This is a genomic window from Butyrivibrio sp. XPD2006, from assembly GCF_000420865.1.
In the GTDB taxonomy this organism is placed as follows: domain Bacteria; phylum Bacillota; class Clostridia; order Lachnospirales; family Lachnospiraceae; genus Butyrivibrio.
Genome location: NZ_ATVT01000004.1, coordinates 79,827 through 99,837 on the forward strand (window position 1 = coordinate 79,827; position 20,011 = coordinate 99,837).

Here is a 20,011-nt window from a genome sequence, read left to right on the forward strand (position 1 = left end):
CTTAGGTCTATTAAATTAGCATATCTCGGCGCCTGCGGGCATATCCTTCTCAGGAGTCATAAGCGCAAGGTTTCCTTCTGCATCCTCTGCACAAAGGAGCATTCCCTCTGAAAGCACTCCGGCCAGCTTGGCAGGCTTTAAGTTAACGAGTACCATTACCTTCTTGCCAACCATCTCCTCAGGTGAATAGAACTTCCTGATTCCTGATACTATCTGCTTAACCTGGCTTCCTATCTTAACCTGTGAGCAGAGAAGCTTCTTGGAATTCTCCACAGCTTCACACTTTATGATCTCTCCTACCTGGAACTGCATTGCTCCGAACTGGTCAAAAGAAATCTCGTCTTTGGCAGGGATATCGATAGGTGCCTTCTCATCAGATCCGCCCTCTGCAGGAGCAGCCTCTTTTGCGGGAGCAGGTGCAAGGCCTGCCTTAGCAAGGTTAATAGCTGCCTTCTTCTGAGATTCCTCGAAATCTGCTTTCTGCTTCTTGGTGATCTCAGCTGCTTTCTCAAGGACATCCTTTAAGTCTTTTCTTGCAAAGAGCATCTCAGGAGCCTCTGAAACCTTGGTTCCGTTTGGAAGCTTGCCAAACTCTGAAAGAGTATCAAAATCTCTCTCAGGTGCTGAAAGCTGCTCTCTGATCTTCTGAGCTGTCTCAGGCATAAACGGATCAAGGAGAGCTGCACCGATGGAAATGGATTCAACAAGATTATAGAGAACAGTTGAAAGTCTGTCCTTCTTGGCCTCGTCCTTACCAAGGATCCATGGCTCAGTCTCATCAATGTATTTATTGCATCTCTTGAACAGAGCAAAAATCTCAGTGAGGGCATCAGCCACACGGAGCTCATCCATCTTGGCTTCTACCTTGTCATAGCATGAAGTAACAACTGCCTTGAGGTCATCATCTACAGCCTCTTTCACACCCTTATCAGCTACGACTCCGCCGAGATACTTGTTGCTCATAGCGATGGTTCTGTTCACAAGGTTGCCGAGCGTATTGGCAAGATCAGAGTTAAATCTCTCAACCAAAAGCTCCCATGTAATAACACCGTCGTTATCAAAAGGCATCTCGTGAAGAACAAAGTATCTGACAGGATCAACGCCGAAGAGGCTTACAAGGTCATCAGCGTAAATAACGTTGCCCTTGGACTTACTCATCTTCTCTCCGCCCTGAAGGAGCCATGGATGTCCGAAGATCTGCTTTGGAAGAGGCTCTCCAAGTGCATATAAGAAGATTGGCCAGTAAATAGTATGGAATCTGATAATGTCTTTTCCTATAAGATGAAGATCTGCGGGCCAGTATTTCTTGTAAAGGTCTGAACTGTTTCCGTCTGCGTCGTATCCGATACCGGTGATGTAATTGGTAAGGGCATCAAGCCATACATAAACAACATGCTTGTCATCAAAATCTACGGGTATTCCCCATTTAAAAGAGGTTCTTGATACGCACAGATCCTGAAGTCCCGGAAGAAGGAAGTTGTTCATCATCTCGTTCTTTCTTGCTACAGGCTGTATAAACTCAGGATGTGTGTTGATATGCTCGATAAGCTTGTCGGCATATTTGCTCATCTTGAAGAAGTAAGCTTCCTCTTCAGCGGGATGAACAGGGCCGCCGCACTCAGGGCACTTGCCGTCTACAAGCTGAGACTCTGTGTAGAAAGCCTCACACTCTGTACAGTACATTCCCTTGTAAGAACCCTTGTAAATATCTCCCTGATCGTAAAACTTCTTGAATATCTTCTGAACCTGCTTAACGTGGTCTTCATCAGTTGTTCTGATAAATTTGTCATAAGATGTATCCATGAGGTTCCAAAGACCTTTGATAGTATCGGATACCTGATCTACAAATTCCTTGGGGCTGCTGCATCCGGCCTCAATGGCTCTTGTCTCAATCTTCTGACCGTGCTCATCGGAGCCGGTCTGGAAGAATACGTCAAATCCGTCTCTTCTCTTGTATCTTGCAATTGCATCGGCAAGGACTATTTCATAGCTGTTTCCGATATGTGGCTTGCCGGATGTATAGGCAATTGCTGTTGTTATATAGTATTTCCCTTTATTCTGCATTGTTAATCACCTTCCTAATATATTACCAGCATAAAAGCTCGTAACCTGTCTCAGTCACAAGCAGCTCAACCTCCCACTGCGCAGAGGGCTTTAAGTCTGCTGTATAGACAGTCCAGTCATTTTCTTCATCAACGAATATCTCATTGCCACCCATATTGACCATAGGCTCAATGGTAAACACCATACCGGGTACCATCAGCATTCCTGTGCCGGGCTTACTTACAAAGCTTACCCATGGCTCTTCGTGGAAATCGTTGCCACAGCCGTGACCGCCGATCTCTCTGACTACTGTGTATCCGTTCTTAAGAGCGTGCTGATGTACTGCATTGCCCATATCTCCAATAGGTGTCCATGGAATAACTGCCTTAAGACCTTCCTCAAGGCACTCTTTGGTCACATCGACGAGACGCTTCTTCTCGGGGGAAACTTCGCCGATGCAGAACATTCGTGAAGAATCCGAATAATAACCGTCAAGGATAGTGGAGCAGTCGACGTTTATTATATCCCCTTCTCTCAGAATAATGTCTTCGGAAGGAATGCCGTGACATACTTCTTCGTTAATAGATGTACACACACTCTTTGGAAATCCCTGATATCCGAGATCTGCCGGAATACCTCCCATCTTGGTGGTGGTATTGTAGACTATATCATCGATCTCCTGTGTGGACATACCGGCGTGAATCTTCTCACCGATCTCATCCAGGACAGCCATGTTAATGACCGCACTCTTCTTAATACCCTCGATATCCTTCTCAGTTTTAAGAAGATCTCTGCTGGGTACTATCATGCCCTGGTGCTCGAAGTTTATTATCTTGTCATCAAATGCAGCATGGCAGTTTTTGTATTTTTTACCGCTGCCACACCAGCAAGTATCGTTTCTGTCTAATCTTTTGTACATAATTTACCTTCTTTTATCGATAGTTACACAAATATAGTATGCCTTCAAAAGCTTTTAGAGTCAAGGGAGTGAGTCAGTGGGGACGTTGTACCCACTGACTCACCACTGACCTACCCGCCGGTTTATGTTCTGCATGAGAACTTACTGTTAACAATATCCCCGACAGGACTGTTTCTTCTGATAAAATCGATCAATAAATCAGGCATCTCATCCGAGTAACTCTTCACAGTAGGGCTCTTGCCGATGCACTCATAGCCGCCGGTACCTGTTGCTCTGTAGTTGCTGGTAACAAGAGTGTACTGCTGATCATCGGAGAGCTCTGTGCCATCAAACTTTCTCAATGTGATAACTCTGTCTCCGACAGGTCTTGTAAGGTCAAACTCGTATTCAAGTCCGCCATAGAAGTCATAGTTGTAGTGCTCAACCTTAGGCTGAAGGAACACTTTGGAGATGCTGACTTCTCCTGTTTCCTTATCATAATCAAAATACTCCGCGCATCTCTCCAGCGCCTCTTTTAATACCGCCCTGGTGACACCTTTAACCTCAACGGTATTTGCAAACTGATAAATTCCAAGCACATCTCTGACGGTAATCTCCTTCTTAAGTCCAAGGGGATCATTCGATAATGAGGTGCATGAGAAATCTGCGCCTGTATATTCAAGCTCAACCTGGTTAAATATAGATGCAACCTTGCTTCCATGAAGCGCAGCATAGAGCTTATCCTCAGGAAGGATCTCTTTTTCAAGACATCCGATGGGTATATCCAGCCATTTATCCAGCTTAAGGCTAAGCTCATCCATAAAAGCATGCTCAGCCCTGATCTTGTTATAGGCCTCTCCCGGCTCGCCAACAGAAATCAGCGCAGATGAAATGTTCCAGACATCATCTTCTCTTACAGCCTCTATTTCGCAGTACTTCCTTGCCTTGTCCGGAGGCTGTACGCCATAGGTTCCGTCTATTACTACTCCCTCAACAGCCATGTGCTGATGCCCTGTGAGCAGGATGTCAAAATCCATTTCCCTTGCAATCCTGCACGCTTCATTCTCCCTTGTATCTGAGAGCTTCTTGCCTGTCAAAAGATCTTCTTCAAACCCTCCATGGTAGATGCAGACTGTAATGTCACACTTACCTTTTAGTTCTTCAAGCTCCTGCTTAAGGCACTCAACAGGGTCTTTTACCTCGAGCTCAGACAGGTTTTCCTTCTGCTCCCAGACATTGACATATCCGGTGACTGCGCCGGTTATTCCGACTCTTGTGCCGTCCTCAAGAACATGGATGACATTTTTCTTAATGCCAAGAGCGCCTCTTTTATCCACCACATTGGCGCATATAAGAGTTGCCTTCATAGCTGATACGTAGTCCAGAATTGCATCATATCCGAAGTTGAAGTCATGATTACCCAGCGTGTAGTAATCAAGTCCCATCTCATTAAAGCCCTCTGCCATTGGATGGAAATCATACTCGTTTCTGTGCTCAAGATAGTAAGAAATGAGCGGTGTTCCCTGAAGAGAGTCGCCTCCGTCTATGACAAGGGTGTTACCGTCCTTTTCAATTTGCCCGGCAACACAAAAAAGCCCCGTGTTCTCGGGGCGATTCTGTGCATAGTTTATCGGATATAAGCTTCCGTGAGTATCTGATGTAAAAATGATACGCATATATTATCCTCTTGTAAGTTTTACTCTGATCCTGGTTGATATGAACTCAATGATAAGAATAAGGACAATAAGTCCTGCCAAAAGAGCTCCTGCCTCATTCCATCTGTAGGAGTTCATCGCAAAGATAAGCGGAGCACCAAATCCACCGGCGCCAACCATACCAAGGATTGTAGCATCACGAAGGTTGATATCAAATCTGTAGATGGCTGTTGATGCAAAGTTTGGCATAAGCTGCGGAAGAATACCGTAGCGGATCTTCTGCCAGGTGTTACATCCTGCTGCATCAAGTGATTCGATGACACGGGTATCAAGGTCCTCAATTGCCTCAATATACATCTTGCTTATCATACCTATTGAGCATACACCCATAGTAAGGAGACCTGCAAAGGCTCCGGGTCCTGTTACACGGATGAACATAAGGCCGTAAACAAAGGCCGGAATTGTACGGGCTGCCATGATAATAAGTCTTCCTGCGAATGCTATCGGAAGTGGAGTTAAGTTTGATGCTGAAATAAATGCCAGCGGGATTGAAATGATAGCTCCCACGATTGTACCCAGGAATGCGATACAAACAGTCTCAAGCATCAGGTAAGGAACTCCCTTTGTTGAAAAATCAAATAAAAAGCCAAGGTCAGGATGGAAGATTCCAGATAAAACGTTAAGTGCAATCTGTCCTCCGTCCTGTGTGGATCCGCTGGTTTCAACAGCACTGCCGCTCCAGATAAGGAGTCCCACAACAATCACGGCAGTTATCAAATTGTAAACCCAGTCCTTGGGTCTTTTGTCATATGCCTCTTGTATTTTCTGATTCATTTTGCTACCTCCGCCTTCAGACGAGCTTCTTACGAAGCATACGGCTGACAGACTCTATGATGAAGACTGTCACAAAAAGTGCCACAAGGATCATTCCCACACTCGGGTACTCTCTCCAGCTGATCTTCTCGTTAAGGATAAGACCGATACCGCCGGCTCCTACATAACCAAGAACTGCAGCATATCTTACATTACCCTCAAAGTTAAATAGGCAATTTGAGAGATAGAATGGAAGAACCTGCGGAACGATTGCTGAAATGAAAGCCTCAGATCTTGTAGCTCCCATTGCCTGCATAGCTTCAAACGCTCCCATATCAACAGTCTCGATCTCCTCGTAGGTAAGCTTTCCGATGTAGCCAAAAGAGAAAACTGCGATCGCAACAGTACCTGCCAGTGTTCCAAGTCCAAAAACAAGAGTTGCAACAAGGGCAATTACGATAGTGGGCAGTGTTCTGATAAGAGAGAACATAACTCTCATCACGGAAACCACAATCTTGCTTGGGCACACATTGGTGCTGGCAAGCATTGCAAATGGTACGGACAAAAGAGCTCCTACCACCGAGCCAAGCAGTGACATCTTAATGGTATCAAAAAGAGGTTCCCATATCTTGGGCATGTAGTCAGTCTTAGGCGGGAACATCTCTCCCAGGATAACAAAAAACTGTCCTATCCTGTCTACCAAAACCTCCATATCAAATCCTGTTATCTTAACCGAAAGCACACACATTGCAAGAACAAGGATGGTATAGATAGGTGCTCTTGATGCCTTCTTGTAGGCCTTTTTGCCATTGGGAAGAACGTATTCTTTCGGCTTAAAAATCTTGTCATAAAAAGTAAGATTCACCTAAATCACCCCTCTTCCTGAATATTGCCTTCGCGGTCAACCTTTCCAACATAGATAGAGTCAAGTACCTTATCCCACTCTGTACCCTTTGCAGGTCCGTCAAAGACAATCTTGCCTTCTCTGATACCGATTACTCTGTTGGCATATTTAAGAGCAAGGTCTATGTGGTGGATGTTAATGAGAATTGTGATGTTCATATCCTCATTGATCCTCTTGAAGTCTCCCATAACCTGATTGGCAGTTACGGGGTCAAGAGCTGCAACAGGCTCATCTGCAAGGATGATCTGCGGATTCTGGGCAAGAGTTCTTGCAAGAGCAACTCTCTGCTGCTGTCCGCCTGAAAGCTGGTCTGCACGAACAAAAGCCTTATCGAGAATTCCAACCTTATCAAGGCACTCAAGGGCTTTGATCTTTTCTTCCTTGGTATAGATTCCGAATGCAGATCTGTACCATGGCATATCAGGAACAAAAGCTGTGAGCACGTTCTTTATAACAGTTGTACGTGTGATCAAGTTGAAGGACTGGAATATCATTCCTATCTTTCTTCTGAATCTCCTGAGAGTCTTGCCGGAAAGACTCATGACATCAACACCATCCACGGTGAGTTTACCACTGGTTACATCGTGCATCCTGTTGATGGTACGAATAAGTGTAGACTTACCGGCTCCGGACAAACCGATGATAGCAACAAATTCTCCCTGTTCAATCTCGAGGTTGATATCCTTTAATCCCTCGAAACCATTGGGGTATACTTTTCCTACGTTTTCAAACTTGATCATTTCTTTTCTCCTGAATCTATCTCCAAACTCGAAAAAATAGGGGAGGCGTTATGTCCTCCCCCATATAATATTAACAAATCAGTTCTGCTAAAGCGCGATCACTGCATTGATTTAATAAGCTCCTGAGCAGCTCTCTCTGACTCGTAGTCCTCAGCCTTAGCCTCTACATAACCGTTGTGGTTGTAGATAGAGATAACTTCCTTACCTGCATCTGAGTTTCCGATGTTGATGAATGCCTGTGTGATAGCAGCCTTGAAAGCATCATCCATAACCTTGGATGTCTTGCTTACGCTGATTGTATCGTTGTAGATACCATCTGTAACACCGATAACGTTTGTCTCATCCCAGATAGAAGCTGTTCTTCCGAACTCTGATGTCCACTTCTCCTCGTTGTCACGTCTTGCATCTGCATAGCAGCAAAGTACGTCGATCTGGCCTGAAGCAAGTCTTGCAAAAGCGTTACCGTATGAATCAGCCTGTACAGCATGTGTAAGGTCTGTGATGTGCTTCTCATAGTTCTCCTGAAGCCAGAGTGAAGGATAGATATATCCTGCAGAAGATGAAGAGTTCATAACGCTCCAGTTAAGACCGTCAAGATCTTCCCATGTTACTTCCTCACCATTGTTAACCTTCTCAGCGATAGCCTGACCAGCCTCTGAAGGACCTGCGATGATAAGTCCGCGATAGAATGTTACCTGCTCCTCTGTAGGCTCTGTAGGCTTGTTGTCGTTCCAAGTCTTAGCATCAGGGCTCTCGATTGAAAGACCATCTCTTGTAGCTGTAAGGATAACATCGCAGCCATCCTCATAAAGTACATAAGTACCACCGGGGATAAGACCTACATCGATAGTACCTGCTGAAAGGCCCTCACCTACTGCCTCGTAACTTGTTCCAACTGTAATGTCAACTTCGCCAACCTCATAGCCAAGTCCTGCAAGCTCTGTTGTAAGGAGCTCCTTAAGTGGCTCTGTAGCTGTAACGATCTCATCAGGATCACGTGAAGGTACGAAACCGATTGTAAGCTTGTCAACCTTTACGTTCTCAGCTGCAGCGGGAGCAACTTCTGTTGTCTGTGTTGCCTCTGCATTCTCTGCAGTTTCTGTTGCAGCAGGTGTCTCTGCTGTCTCTGTTGATGCAGAATTGCCGCATCCTGCAAGCATTGTCACGCATGAAATGCCTGCGATCATCATTGCGAAAAATCTCTTCATAATTCCTCCTGCCTAAATAGGCGTCTTTAAAATTTGTCGCAAAAAAATACCCACGTGAATTACACATGGGTACTCCTTGCTAATTACACGACAAGCAATTTTAAGTGATACAAACCTTTTTGTCAATGAATTCTTTAATTTATGTAATCCTGTTTTATTTATAATATGTCAAAGTCTGGATAGAATGCGCTTTAACAATGAGTTTTGCTGAAGACTCTCCCTCAGCAACCGTAACTGCAGTGTCTACATCCGATTCGCTGAGCAGGATCAGTACTCTCTCTCCATCGGGATTTACAAATCCCACACTTTTAATCCTGTCTGTGTAACAAGATGTCCAGATAAGTTTCGCGCCTTCCTTGATGTATCTTGAGAAGTGGCCTATATAATAATAAGAAAGTTTCTTCTCATAATCATCGCCGGCCTCATTGGCCTTGATAGGTGCATCACAGTAGTTGCCCACATGATTGGGGCCGCCCTGATAATCAACCATAAGATTCCAGTCAAAGATTGCAGTTATGCCATTCTTCAGATTGCCCAGCATCTGGTGCGCGTACATCTCTGCATTGTGAATGTCACCCTCTCCGGCAAATCTTGAATACTCTACACATCCTTCGGTAAAGAAAATCTCTTTTGCCGGGAAGTGCTTCCTGATAAGGCCCAGGTTCTCGAAATGATCTCCTGTATACCAGTGAACAGCGCAGCCGAAAATATACTTGTCGGCTCCGTCTTTGCTCATTATATCCTTAAATCTCTTGTAGCTGACTTCCTTGTTGTGATCCCAGACAAGTATTCTGGTATCTTCAAGCATTCCCGCCTTCTCAAGCGCAGGTCCCAGAAAATCTACTGCAAAATCCGCTTCCTGCTCGGCTGTATATCTGCAGGAATCCCATGTCTGTGTCGCATTGGGCTCGTTCTGTATAGAGGTAAAAGAAATCTCGAGTCCCCTCTTCTTGTACTCCTGTATGAATCTTACGAAATAGTCTGCCCACAGCTGTCTGTACTCAGGCTTAAGTTCTCCTCCGTGATTCATCTCACCGTTGGTCTTCATAAAAGGTGGTGGAGACCAGGGGGCCATCATAAGAACCAGAGGCTTTCCAAGCTCTTTTTCAGCCGCTTTTATCATAGGAATGATCTCTTTTTCATCATGCTCTATGTTAAAGCTCTCAAGGCTTTCATCACCCTCATCAATGTAGGTATAATTGCCCAGAGCAAAATCACAGCTGTTCATATGGATACGCCCAATGTTGTATCTAAGGCCGTCTGCCCCGAATATATCGGAAATGAGTCTGCTGCGAGCCTCCTTATTAAGGCCGCTGTATGTATGCGCTGCTGCCTCAGTGAAAGCGCCACCAAATCCGCGTATTGTGGTCTCCTCTTCCTCCGGAAAAACCACCAGGGCTTTCATCTCACCGGCAGGACCTGCATCCTCTAAGGCTGTGCAGCTCCAGTACTTGCCACCGGCAAGATGGGTCTCAATTGCTGTTATATTTTTCATCATAAATCCTTTGCTATTGTAGAATCGCGCGGGATTATCCTTCCGTTTAAGGTTATCAGTCTTCCTTCCTCTCCGCCTATCATACGGATCAGTTGTTCCACTGCTATGATGCCCTGTTTTTCAAAGAATGTTCTGATGGTGGTGACAGATGGGCTGACAAGTCTTGTGAGCTCAATGTCATCGCATCCCATAACGTTTACCTGCTCCGGTACCTTTACTCCACTGTCCCTGAGTGCCTCGAGCACACCGATAGCACTAAGATCGTTAGCTGCAAAGATTGCATCCGGAAGCTCTTTTCCCGAATCGATGAACTTGGTAACTGAGTTATACGCTGCAAGTCTCTCGAACTTACCGGGAAGAATATAATCGTCCTCAACTACAATTCCCGCGCGCTTTAAAGCTTCAAAAAATCCACTCCTACGCTCATGATTATCGTAGTTATCCTCTTCGCCTTCTATATACATGAATTTCTTATGGCCAAGCTCAAGTAAAAACTTCGCAGCCTGTTCGCCGCCGTTGCGAGAGTCAAATACTACGCTCGAAGATTTTTCTCCCACAAGGATCCTGTCAATGTACACCGTAGGAATCTGCTGATTCTTGAGGATTTCTTCCTGAGCGGGTCCGATAGCCGAATTCAGTATGATGGCCCCGTCAACTCTGTGTCCCAGTATATTGGTCATAATATGTGAAGGGTCAGAGCTTAAAAAAATCTCAAGTTCATATCCGCCTTCTACGCAGGCTCTGTAAATTGAATCAGAAAGCTCACCGTAATACGGTCCTCTTATGGCTCCAAGGAACAGTCCAAGAACGCCTGTGGCCTGTGCCTTCAGATTTCTTCCGTTGAGGTTGGGCGTATAGTTAAGTCTTCTTGCCACCTCAAGGACTCTCTCCTTGGTGTCGGGATGAAGAACATTCACATTATTAAGGGCATTTGAAACAGTAGAGATTGATACTCCCGCTTCTCTTGCCACATCTCTTATTGTTATCTTTTTGTTAACGTTTTCCCTTTTTGCCAAGGTCTGATCCTCTTTTCCTTCATTCAATCCGCTGTTTCTGTATTCAGCAGAGGGCAAAAACGTTTTTCACCCTCTGCTATTATAACATATCAAACTCAGGTCAAGAGATGATCGCCCTGATTAGTTGTAGTTATACTCCTCGCAATATGCCTTCCACTGCTTGGTGTATTCTTCACGGCACTTATCAATGCCGGCCTCAGTCATCTTATTTCTGAACTCTTCAACTGCTGCATCAACATCATCAACAAGTCCTGCCTCAAGTGGAGCGAGATACTGTCTCATTACGTTGCTGACTGCTGATCTCTCAGCACTATATGAATCATAGTTCTCTGAGAATCCATCATAGATGTTTACGTTAGGGAACTTTGTCTTTTCACCAAGAGCTGCGTACTTGTCAAACATCTCCTGAAGCTTAACGTCTGTCTTCTGAGGAAGTTTTGTATCGCCGTTACGAAGGTTCCATGTGTTGAATCCCTCATAAGGGAATGTAGCTGTCTCGCCTGCTTCTTCCTGAAGGTTCTTGTAGATACCGTCAGCCACGTCATAGTGTGTTCCCTTGATACCGTACTGAACGATAGAGTTGATCTCGTCATCGCAGAGCATTGCCTGAAGTACAAGAAGTGCTCTCTCAGGATCCTTGCAGCCTCTTACGATAGCTGTTCCGTTCTGTGTTGCGTGTCCGGGATAGATAACTCCGTTTGTCTCGCCGTATGCTACATAAGCTGACTCCCAGCCCTGCCCTGCATTCTCAAAATCAGCGATAGCTGTGATCTGCTTGTTAGGGTTCTGACCTGCAACTTCTGCTACACAAAGACCGTTCTTGTATGCATCAGAGTTGTTTGTATCAGAAAGTGCACTCTTACTCCAGAATCCAAGATCTGCCCACTTCTTCATGAGCTTCATATCATCTACGAAATCATCTGAGTACCAGTAGTCATAAACATCTGAAGGTGTGTCATAGTTTGCTGCAAGACCATAATCAAGACCATTGTTAGCAACCCAGTTGTACTTGAAGTTAAGTGCCCATGCTGCATCGAAACCGGTCTTAAGACCCTGGCTCTCTTCTGTTGTTACTGTAAGAAGTCCCTGGCCCGGCTCATTCTCCTTGATTCCAAGAAGGTATGCCTCGAGGTTCTCAAGTGAATCAGGTACAGGAAGATCATACTTTGCTCTGAGGTCCTCTCTGTACTTAACACCGTTGCATACGTACTCAGCCCATGTGTTTGGAACTGCATAGATCTTGCCACCAACTCTGCACATGTTGAGGTTTGCATCACCTACAAGTGCCTTGAGATCAGGTGCTACTGTGTCGAGCATATCATCGAGCTCTTCGAAAGCACCGCTGCTTGCAAGCTGGCCATAGTTGAGCCAGTTAGCGATGTAGATAAGATCAGCGCTCTGAGCTGTGATCTCGTTAGCATACTTCTGCTGGAAATCTGTCCATGTTGAGAACTGCATGTCAACTGTTGCATTGCACTTCTCAAGGAGCTTCTCGTTGAGAGCTGCCTCTACAAGCTCCTCATCCTGTGGTGCATCACCCATTACATAGAATACGAGATCAACCTGCTGTGACAGGTCAAGCTCTGCAGGCTCAGCTGCAGGTGCTTCTGCCTCTGTAGCCTCTGCTGTAGCCTCAGCTGCAGGAATTTCTGTAACACCCTGCTCTTCAAGCTGATCAGCAGCTGACTGTGTTCCGGCTCCGCCACAACCTGTGATCACGCCGGCAACCATTGCCATTGATAACAATGTTGCTAAAACTTTCTTTTTCATATTTGCCTCCTTTTAATATATAAATTTACTTTTTTACTTCTCTCAGCCTTTTACCGCGCCTACTGTAATTCCTGAAACGAAGAATTTCTGTACGAAGGGGTAAAACAAAAGTACAGGTCCTGTTGCTACCACCGCCATTGCCAGCTTAACCGACTCTGTAGGAAGGTCTGCTGTCTTCATGCTGACGTTGGATGCCATCTGCTTCATGGCTGTTGTGGCATTGAGCAGATCATAAAGGTAGAACTGCAGCTGCCAGGTGGAAGAGTTGGTACTGAACATTGAAGATCTGTACCAGTCATTCCAATAGCCAAGAGCCAGGAAAAGACCTACTGTAGCAAGTCCGGGTTTAAGCACCGGAAGTACTATCCTGAAGAAGATTGTGAAATGTCCAGCTCCGTCAATCTTGGCTGACTCTGTGATGGCATCTGGAACGGCTCCCACAATAAAGGTTCTCATAAGGATTACCAGGAACGGACTCATCAGAGCCGGGAACCAGATAGCCAGTGTTGAACCCTTAAGCCCAAGTACATTGGCATACATAAGATACCAGGGGATCATTCCTCCTCCGAAGATGCTGGTGAAGTAAATAAGGAATGACACTGTATTTCTGTACTTAAACTCTTTTCTTGAAATAACATAGCCCGTCAGGGTTATCATCATAAGTCCGAGGCCGGTACCAACAACCGTGTAGTAGATGGTCATCTTATAGGCCTGAAGGATGTCCTTGGGAGACTTGAAAATCGTCTGATAAGCAGACCATGTGAAGTCCCTTGGAAGAAGTGAATATCCCTGTGTAAGTATCGTTGCGTTATCCGTAAAGGAACCCGAAACGATGATAATGAAAGGCAGCACGCATACAATTGATCCTATTACAAGGAGAGTATATGCAATGGCCTCAAAAACCTTGGTGCCTGTAGACTTCTTTATGGTCTTTGGCGCTGAAGGCTCATAGTCTAAATCTTTTGCCATTTTGTGCTCCTTTCTCAGAATAATGCGTATTCCGGATTTCTCTTTTTAACAACATAGTTCACAAGTACGATGATCAGGAATCCGAACAGGGACTGGTAAAGACCTGCTGCCGTTCCAAGTCCTATTGAAAGAGGCTGTGTCATTGTAATTCTGTAAACGTAGGTGTCAAAGATATCCGTTGCATTGAACAGTACGCCGTTGTTACCGATGAGCTGATAGAACAGCTCGAACTGTCCCTTCATGATGCTTCCAAGTGCATACAGCAGAAGGATGATGAAGGTGGGCTTGATATGGGGCAAGGTAATGTACCATATCTGCTGAAGTTCATTTGCTCCGTCAACTCTGGCTGCCTCGTAAATCTCATTGTCAATGCCCATGATGGTTGCAAGGTATACAACCATTCCATATCCGATGTTCTTCCAGAGATAGAAGAATGTGATCAGGAAAGGCCAGTAGGACGGATTGTTGTAGAAGTCAATCCTCTCTCCTCCCATAGAAGTAACCAGGTTGTTGATAAGACCGTACTGATATTCAAATACGTTGTACACAATAACCTTCAGGATAACGAAGGATACGAAGTATGGCATGAACATCAGGGTCTGTGAAGTCTTTTTAAACCACTTCACTGTTACTCTGCTGACCAGAATGGCAAATATTATCTGAAGAATATTGCCGACACCGATGAACACAACGTTATAGAGCACCGTATTCTTGGTGAGTCTGAACAGGTCAGCTTTGATCAGGAACTCGAAGTTCTTAAATCCTGTAAACGGAGAGGACCAGAGTCCGTCTCTGAAGTTGAAGGATGTGAATGCAAAGTACACACCAAGCATTGGCAGGTAGTTGTTGATCATGAAATACACAAAGGTCGGTATCAACATAACAAACAGTACCCAGTTTCTTTTAAGCTCAACCAAAAGTCCGTGTTCTCTGTATTTCTCCCTCTCCTTTTTCTCCAGTATCTTGATGTAGATGTAGGACAAAAGAGATATCACCAGCGAAATTATTACTGCTGCACCGGGAACAAATCCGGTGGTTCCGAAGCGGCTGTTTGAAAAAACTATAAAAACGATTGTTGCAAGTGCAGTCAGAAACTGAAACAGGAATGCACATTTACCTGCTGCCAGAAGGCCAAGCTCTCCTTTTCCCTTCTTAAGGCCGAAGATAGTTCGGATGATAAATGCTGCGTTGAAGTAGATAGCTGCTGCTGCAAGTATTAGCAGGACCATTGCGAACAGTCCCAAAACTCCCTGATTTGCATACTGGACGAAGGAGAGCAGATTGTACAGGTTGTATCCTGTTAGCAGATCTGCAGCCATGTCCTTGGTAACACCTATTCTCGAAAACAGATCCACCAGGTTCACGACCCTTATCCAGTTGAAAAATGGGAGTAACAGGATCAGACAAACTGCGCTGATCCCGCAAATCCATTTTTTCCTCATAAAACCTCCCAAAAGCGCTTGAAGCCATAATAAAAACGTTTTTACTTATTTGATATCCGTAGTCTAGCATTTTGTAGCTATGTTGACAATATACTTGGTGTATTTTTGTATAATTACGACAATTGGAGCAATGAAATTTCTACTGTTTCCACAAAAACGTTTTTATTCATGTGCAAATAAAAAGCTCAAGGAACTTTAATGTTCCATGAGCTTTAATAAATCTTTGGTATTCTGCGAAGCATCACCTCTGTATACTGTGGATCCCGCAACGATAACATTGGCTCCGGCAGCGATAACGCTCTGAATATTCTCTTTGGTGATTCCGCCGTCCACCTGGACATCAGTTTCAAGTCCTCTTTCTGTGAGCATAGCTCTTACAGCTTTTATTCTCTCATAGCTGGCTTCAATAAAGGGCTGTCCTCCGAATCCAGGTTCAACTGTCATGACAAGTATCATGTCAACTTTGTCCAGATACGGGATAAGCTCCTCAACTGCTGTTCCGGGTTTGATTGAAATTCCGGCCTTTTTGCCAAAAGAATGTATCTCATCAATTACAGCCTGCACATCAGGTGCAGCCTCAAGATGGAACGTAATTATATCTGCTCCTATCTCTGCAAACTCCTTTATGTATCTGATGGGATCCACGATCATGAGATGCACGTCAAACACCTTGTTTGTCGCACTCCTTATGCTCTTTATCAGTGGCATTCCAAAGGAAATGGATGGCACAAAACTGCCATCCATAACATCAATGTGAATATACTGGGCACCGGCAGTATCTACATCGATAATCTGCTGGCCCAGGTTTTTAAAATCTGCTGCTAAAATTGAAGGACTTAAAATGTTCATCAACCAAGAAATTCCTTTACTGATGCGTAAACACCATCGCCGTCAAGACCGTACTTCTTAACAAGGTCTGCTGCAGATCCGGACTCACCGTACTTATCCTGCATACCGATCTTCTTAACAACAGTAGGGCACTCCTCTGAAAGCACATCACAAACTGCGCTTCCGAGACCACCGATTACAGAGTGCTCCTCAACAGTAACTACCTTGCCTGTCTTCTTGGCAGTAGCTACAACAAGCTCTCTGTCGATAGGCTTGATGGTGCAAATGTTAACAACCTCTGCACTGATTCCGTCAGCAGCAAGCTTCTCTGCTGCCTCAAGTGCAGATCCAACTCCGATTCCAGTAGCAATTATACTTACATCTGTGCCTTCGCGCAATACTGTTCCCTTGCCGAGCTCAAATTTGTAATCAGGTCTGTCATTAACAACAGGGCAAGCAGCACGTCCGAATCTGATGTAAACAGGGCCCTCGTGCTCAGCTGCTGCTCTTACACATGCTCTTGCCTCGATATCATCTGCAGGGCACATAACAACCATTCCGGGGATTGTTCTCATAAGAGCAAGATCCTCATTACACTGATGGCTGGCTCCGTCCTCACCTACTGTGATTCCGGCATGTGTTCCACCGATCTTAACATTGAGATGTGGATATCCGATTGAGTTACGAACCTGCTCGAAAGCACGTCCTGTAGCAAACATAGCAAATGTACTTACAAAAGGAATCTTGCCTGTTGTTGCAAGTCCTGCTGCAATTCCCATCATGTTGCACTCTGCGATACCACAGTCAATGTGACGATCAGGGAACTCCTTCTTGAACCATCCGGTTCTTGTTGCTGCTGCAAGGTCTGCGTCAAGTACTACTACCTTGTCATTAACCTTTGCAAGCTCTATAAGTTCTTTTCCATAGCTGTCTCTTGTAGCTATCTTCTTAACTTCACTCATGCTTCAACCTCCTTCTCAACCTTCGAGCTCTTTGCCGATCTTCTCAAGATCTGCCATAGCAATAGCGTACTCTTCATCATTAGGTGCTACGCCGTGCCATGAAACCTGACCTTCCATGAAGGAAACGCCCTTACCCTTAAGGCTGTGAGCGATGATGGCTGTAGGCTGACCCTTAGTCTCTCTGGCCTCCTTGAAGGCTGCTCTTATTGCATCAAAATCATGTGCATCTATATTGATTACATGGAAGTTGAATGCTTCAAACTTCTTATCAATAGGATATGGTGAACATACCTGATCGATAGGTCCGTCAATCTGAAGTCCGTTGTTGTCAACGATGACTACCAGGTTGTCCAGCTTGCGGAATCCTGCAAACATAGCTGCTTCCCAAACCTGTCCTTCTTCGATCTCACCGTCACCTAAAAGTGTGTAAGTTCTGAAAGACTTGTTATCAAGCTTGGCTGAAAGAGCCATACCACAAGCAACTGAGATTCCCTGACCGAGAGATCCGCTGCTCATGTCAAGTCCGGGAAGGTACTGCATACTGGGATGTCCCTGAAGTCTTGAACCGAGCTTACGAAGAGTTGTGAGCTCCTCAACAGGGAAATATCCACGCTGAGCCATTGCTGAATAAAGGCCCGGAGCTGTGTGTCCCTTTGAAAGAACGAAACGATCACGATCCGGGTTCTTTGGATCTTTTGGATCGATGTTCATCTCCTCAAAATACAGATATGTGAAAATATCTGCTGCTGACAGAGATCCACCGGGATGTCCTGCCTTAGCTGCGTGAACCGCTGTAACAATGCCCTTGCGGACTTCGTTTGCAATTTTCTGCAATTCTTTGTTCTCCATAATTCCTCCACTTCCTCTTATCTTTTTCTTTGGTTATTTGGATGACTGACCGTAATACGCATTTGCTCCGTGCTTACGATAGTAGTGTTTGTCCTGAAGCTCCTGTGGAGCAGGTTTAACCTCAGGATTTATCATTTCACAGCGAAGTGCCATCTTGGCAACTTCCTCTGTAACCACTGCATTGTGGACCGCCTCATGGGCGTCCTTACCCCAGGTGAACACACCGTGATTCTTGCAAAGAACCGCAGGAACTGCCACAGGGTCTTTTCCCATGCGCTCAAACTCATTGACAATCAGATGTCCTGTGTTCTCTTCGTATGCACTCTCGATTTCATCCTTGTTAAGGCATCTCACACATGGAATCTCTCCGTAGAAATAATCCGCATGAGTTGTTCCGTAGCATGGAATGCTGCGTCCTGCCTGAGCCCAGCTTGTAGCATAGGATGAATGTGTGTGCACAACTCCGCCCACTTCCTTAAAGGCTTTGTAGATCTCCACGTGTGTGGGAGTGTCCGATGAGGGATTGAGCTTACCCTCAACCTTGTTGCCATTAAGATCCATGACAACCATATCATCCGGAGTCATTGTATCATATTCTACGCCACTTGGCTTTATTACAAAAAGACCTGACTCTCTGTCGATAGCACTTACGTTGCCCCAGGTGAAGGTAACAAGGCCGTACTTAGGCAGTAAAATATTTGCTTCATATACTTTTTTCTTAAGTTCTTCTAACATAATCTCACTCCATTTTTCATTATATTACGGAGCATCATTACAATGCTCCGTAAATATTGCGCTTTATTTATCAAAAATTACTTAAGAGAATCCACTGCTGCTCTCTCTACTGCGAGCCCTGCATTGTAATCCTTCATGAACTTATCAAATCCTTCAACATCCTCTTTTACCGGATCACAGGTCTCAACCTTACCGCTCTTGAATACCTTGTTGGCAAGATACTGCTCTAATGTCTCACCCTCTTCCTTCTGGCACATGAAGCCTGCAAGGATAGCCTGTCCCCAAGGACCACCTTCTCCTGCTGTCTCCATAAGCTTGATGGATGTGTTCAGTGCTGCTGCCATTACTCTGTCACCAACTCCTCTAACCTTGAAGAATCCGCCCTGGCCAAAGAAGAAATCAGCCTTGACGTTTTCTTCCTTCATAAGGATGTCGTTACCAACCTTGAGCGCTCCGAGTGCTGTGTAGAGATGTGTTCTCATGAAGTTTGAGAGATTGAACTTGTCGTCAGGTCTTCTTACGAAGAGAGGTCTTCCCTCGTTGAAGCCTGTAATGCTCTCACCTGAGAAGTAGTTGTATGCAAGAAGTCCGCCGCAGTCAGCATCGCCTTCCATAGCCTTGCGATAAAGTGTTCCGTAAAGTGTGTCGTCGTCAACGTCCTTGCCGATAGCGCCAGCAAACTCTCTAAAGAGTCCTACCCACGCGTTGAGGTCGGAAGTACAGTTGTTGCAGTGTACCATGGCAACTTCTTCGCCGCTTGGAGTTGTAACAAGATCAAGCTCAGGATATGCCTTTGAAAGGCTGTGCTCAAGAACAACCATTGAGAATACAGATGTTCCGGCTGAGATATTACCTGTTCTTACGCCAACGGAATTGGTTGCAACCATACCTGTTCCTGCATCTCCCTCAGGAGGACATACTGCGATTCCTGCCTGAAGTGTTCCGGTAGGATCAAGCTTCTTAGCGCCTTCTTCTGTAAGCTTACCTGCTGATACGCCTGCAGGAAGTGACTTCGGGATAATGTCTCTGATCTTCCAGCCAAGGTTCTTAGGCGCAATGAGCTCATCAAACTGATCCAGCATCTTCTCATTGTAGCTGCAGGTAGCCGAATCGATGGGGAACATTCCTGATGCATCGCCGACACCAAGAACCTTCTCACCTGTGAGCTGCCAGTGAACATAACCTGCAAGTGTTGTGAAGAAATCAATCTTGGAGATGTGCTCTTCACCGTTTAAGATTGCCTGGTAGAGATGTGCAATGCTCCATCTCTGAGGAATGTGATATCCGAAAAGATCTGTGAGCTTCTCGGAAGCCTCTTCTGTTATTGTGTTTCTCCAGGTTCTGAATGGAACAAGGAGATTTCCGTCCTTATTAAATGCCATGTAACCGTGCATCATAGCCGAGAATCCCATGGCTCCTACTGTAGTGAGCTTCTCCCCATACTGCTTCTCAACATCTGCTGCCAGATTCTTGTAGCAATCCTGAACACCGCCCCATACATCATCCAGTGTGTATGTCCAGATACCATTGTCCAGTCTGTTCTCCCAGCCGTGTGAGCCGGAAGCGATGGGGTTGTACTCCTCATCTGTAAGTACTGCTTTGATCCTGGTCGAGCCAAACTCGATACCAAGAAATGTCTTTCCCTCTGCAATAGCCTTTTTTGCGTCTCCCATAATAAACCTCC

At 45.3% G+C, this 20,011-nt stretch carries 17 protein-coding genes; all 17 read right to left on the reverse strand.

The genetic code is table 11. The annotated features are described in order from the left end of the window. Positions 1-15 precede the first annotated feature (15 nt). On the reverse strand, positions 16-2,064 hold the full coding sequence (gene metG / locus G590_RS0106070) for a methionine--tRNA ligase (protein ID WP_022764785.1): 2,049 nt from the start codon (positions 2,062-2,064) through the stop codon (positions 16-18). A 22-nt stretch (positions 2,065-2,086) separates the two neighbouring features. Further along, positions 2,087-2,962 carry a methionyl aminopeptidase gene (locus G590_RS0106075; protein ID WP_022764786.1) on the reverse strand — a complete coding sequence of 292 codons (876 nt, stop codon included), beginning with the start codon at positions 2,960-2,962 and terminating at the stop codon, positions 2,087-2,089. 122 nt (positions 2,963-3,084) lie between these two features. Next, the gene (locus G590_RS0106080; RefSeq protein ID WP_022764787.1) at positions 3,085-4,617 is read right to left on the reverse strand and encodes a bifunctional metallophosphatase/5'-nucleotidase; all 1,533 of its coding nucleotides are present in this window, start codon (positions 4,615-4,617) and stop codon (positions 3,085-3,087) included. Between the two features lie 3 nt (positions 4,618-4,620). After that, positions 4,621-5,430: a phosphonate ABC transporter, permease protein PhnE gene (gene phnE / locus G590_RS0106085; RefSeq protein ID WP_022764788.1), complete on the reverse strand. Its 810-nt coding sequence runs from the start codon at positions 5,428-5,430 to the stop codon at positions 4,621-4,623. Between the two features lie 16 nt (positions 5,431-5,446). Then, complete coding sequence (gene phnE, locus G590_RS0106090) at positions 5,447-6,274, reverse strand: phosphonate ABC transporter, permease protein PhnE (protein ID WP_022764789.1); 828 nt, start codon at positions 6,272-6,274, stop codon at positions 5,447-5,449. A gap of 5 nt (positions 6,275-6,279) precedes the next feature. Then, the gene (gene phnC, locus G590_RS0106095) at positions 6,280-7,053 is read right to left on the reverse strand and encodes a phosphonate ABC transporter ATP-binding protein (RefSeq protein ID WP_022764790.1); all 774 of its coding nucleotides are present in this window, start codon (positions 7,051-7,053) and stop codon (positions 6,280-6,282) included. A gap of 98 nt (positions 7,054-7,151) precedes the next feature. After that, a complete protein-coding gene (locus tag G590_RS0106100) occupies positions 7,152-8,261 on the reverse strand; it encodes a phosphate/phosphite/phosphonate ABC transporter substrate-binding protein (RefSeq protein ID WP_022764791.1) in 1,110 nt (369 codons plus the stop codon). 154 nt (positions 8,262-8,415) lie between these two features. Beyond that, on the reverse strand, positions 8,416-9,759 hold the full coding sequence (locus G590_RS0106105; protein ID WP_022764792.1) for a glycoside hydrolase family 30 protein: 1,344 nt from the start codon (positions 9,757-9,759) through the stop codon (positions 8,416-8,418). Beyond that, on the reverse strand, positions 9,756-10,772 hold the full coding sequence (locus G590_RS0106110) for a LacI family DNA-binding transcriptional regulator (protein ID WP_196802472.1): 1,017 nt from the start codon (positions 10,770-10,772) through the stop codon (positions 9,756-9,758). Before G590_RS0106110 ends, G590_RS0106105 begins: the two co-directional genes overlap by 4 nt. Positions 10,773-10,892: 120 nt before the next feature. Further along, on the reverse strand, positions 10,893-12,542 hold the full coding sequence (locus G590_RS18595) for a DUF3502 domain-containing protein (RefSeq protein WP_022764794.1): 1,650 nt from the start codon (positions 12,540-12,542) through the stop codon (positions 10,893-10,895). Between the two features lie 42 nt (positions 12,543-12,584). Next, positions 12,585-13,511 (reverse strand): carbohydrate ABC transporter permease, encoded by a 927-nt coding sequence (locus G590_RS0106120; RefSeq protein WP_022764795.1) that lies wholly within the window; start codon positions 13,509-13,511, stop codon positions 12,585-12,587. A 14-nt stretch (positions 13,512-13,525) separates the two neighbouring features. Beyond that, entirely contained in the window at positions 13,526-14,953 is a 1,428-nt protein-coding gene (locus tag G590_RS21635) for an ABC transporter permease (protein WP_022764796.1), read from the reverse strand. A 195-nt stretch (positions 14,954-15,148) separates the two neighbouring features. Then, positions 15,149-15,805 carry a ribulose-phosphate 3-epimerase gene (gene rpe / locus G590_RS0106130; protein ID WP_026493973.1) on the reverse strand — a complete coding sequence of 219 codons (657 nt, stop codon included), beginning with the start codon at positions 15,803-15,805 and terminating at the stop codon, positions 15,149-15,151. Continuing rightward, on the reverse strand, positions 15,802-16,743 hold the full coding sequence (locus tag G590_RS0106135) for a transketolase family protein (protein WP_022764798.1): 942 nt from the start codon (positions 16,741-16,743) through the stop codon (positions 15,802-15,804). Before G590_RS0106135 ends, rpe begins: the two co-directional genes overlap by 4 nt. A 15-nt stretch (positions 16,744-16,758) precedes the next feature. Continuing rightward, positions 16,759-17,592 (reverse strand): transketolase, encoded by an 834-nt coding sequence (locus G590_RS0106140; protein WP_022764799.1) that lies wholly within the window; start codon positions 17,590-17,592, stop codon positions 16,759-16,761. A gap of 33 nt (positions 17,593-17,625) precedes the next feature. Further along, complete coding sequence (locus G590_RS0106145; protein ID WP_022764800.1) at positions 17,626-18,327, reverse strand: L-ribulose-5-phosphate 4-epimerase; 702 nt, start codon at positions 18,325-18,327, stop codon at positions 17,626-17,628. Positions 18,328-18,404: 77 nt separating this feature from the next. Continuing rightward, positions 18,405-20,000, reverse strand: a complete 1,596-nt coding sequence (locus tag G590_RS0106150) for a xylulokinase (protein ID WP_022764801.1) — start codon at positions 19,998-20,000, stop codon at positions 18,405-18,407. Between the last annotated feature and the right edge of the window lie 11 nt (positions 20,001-20,011).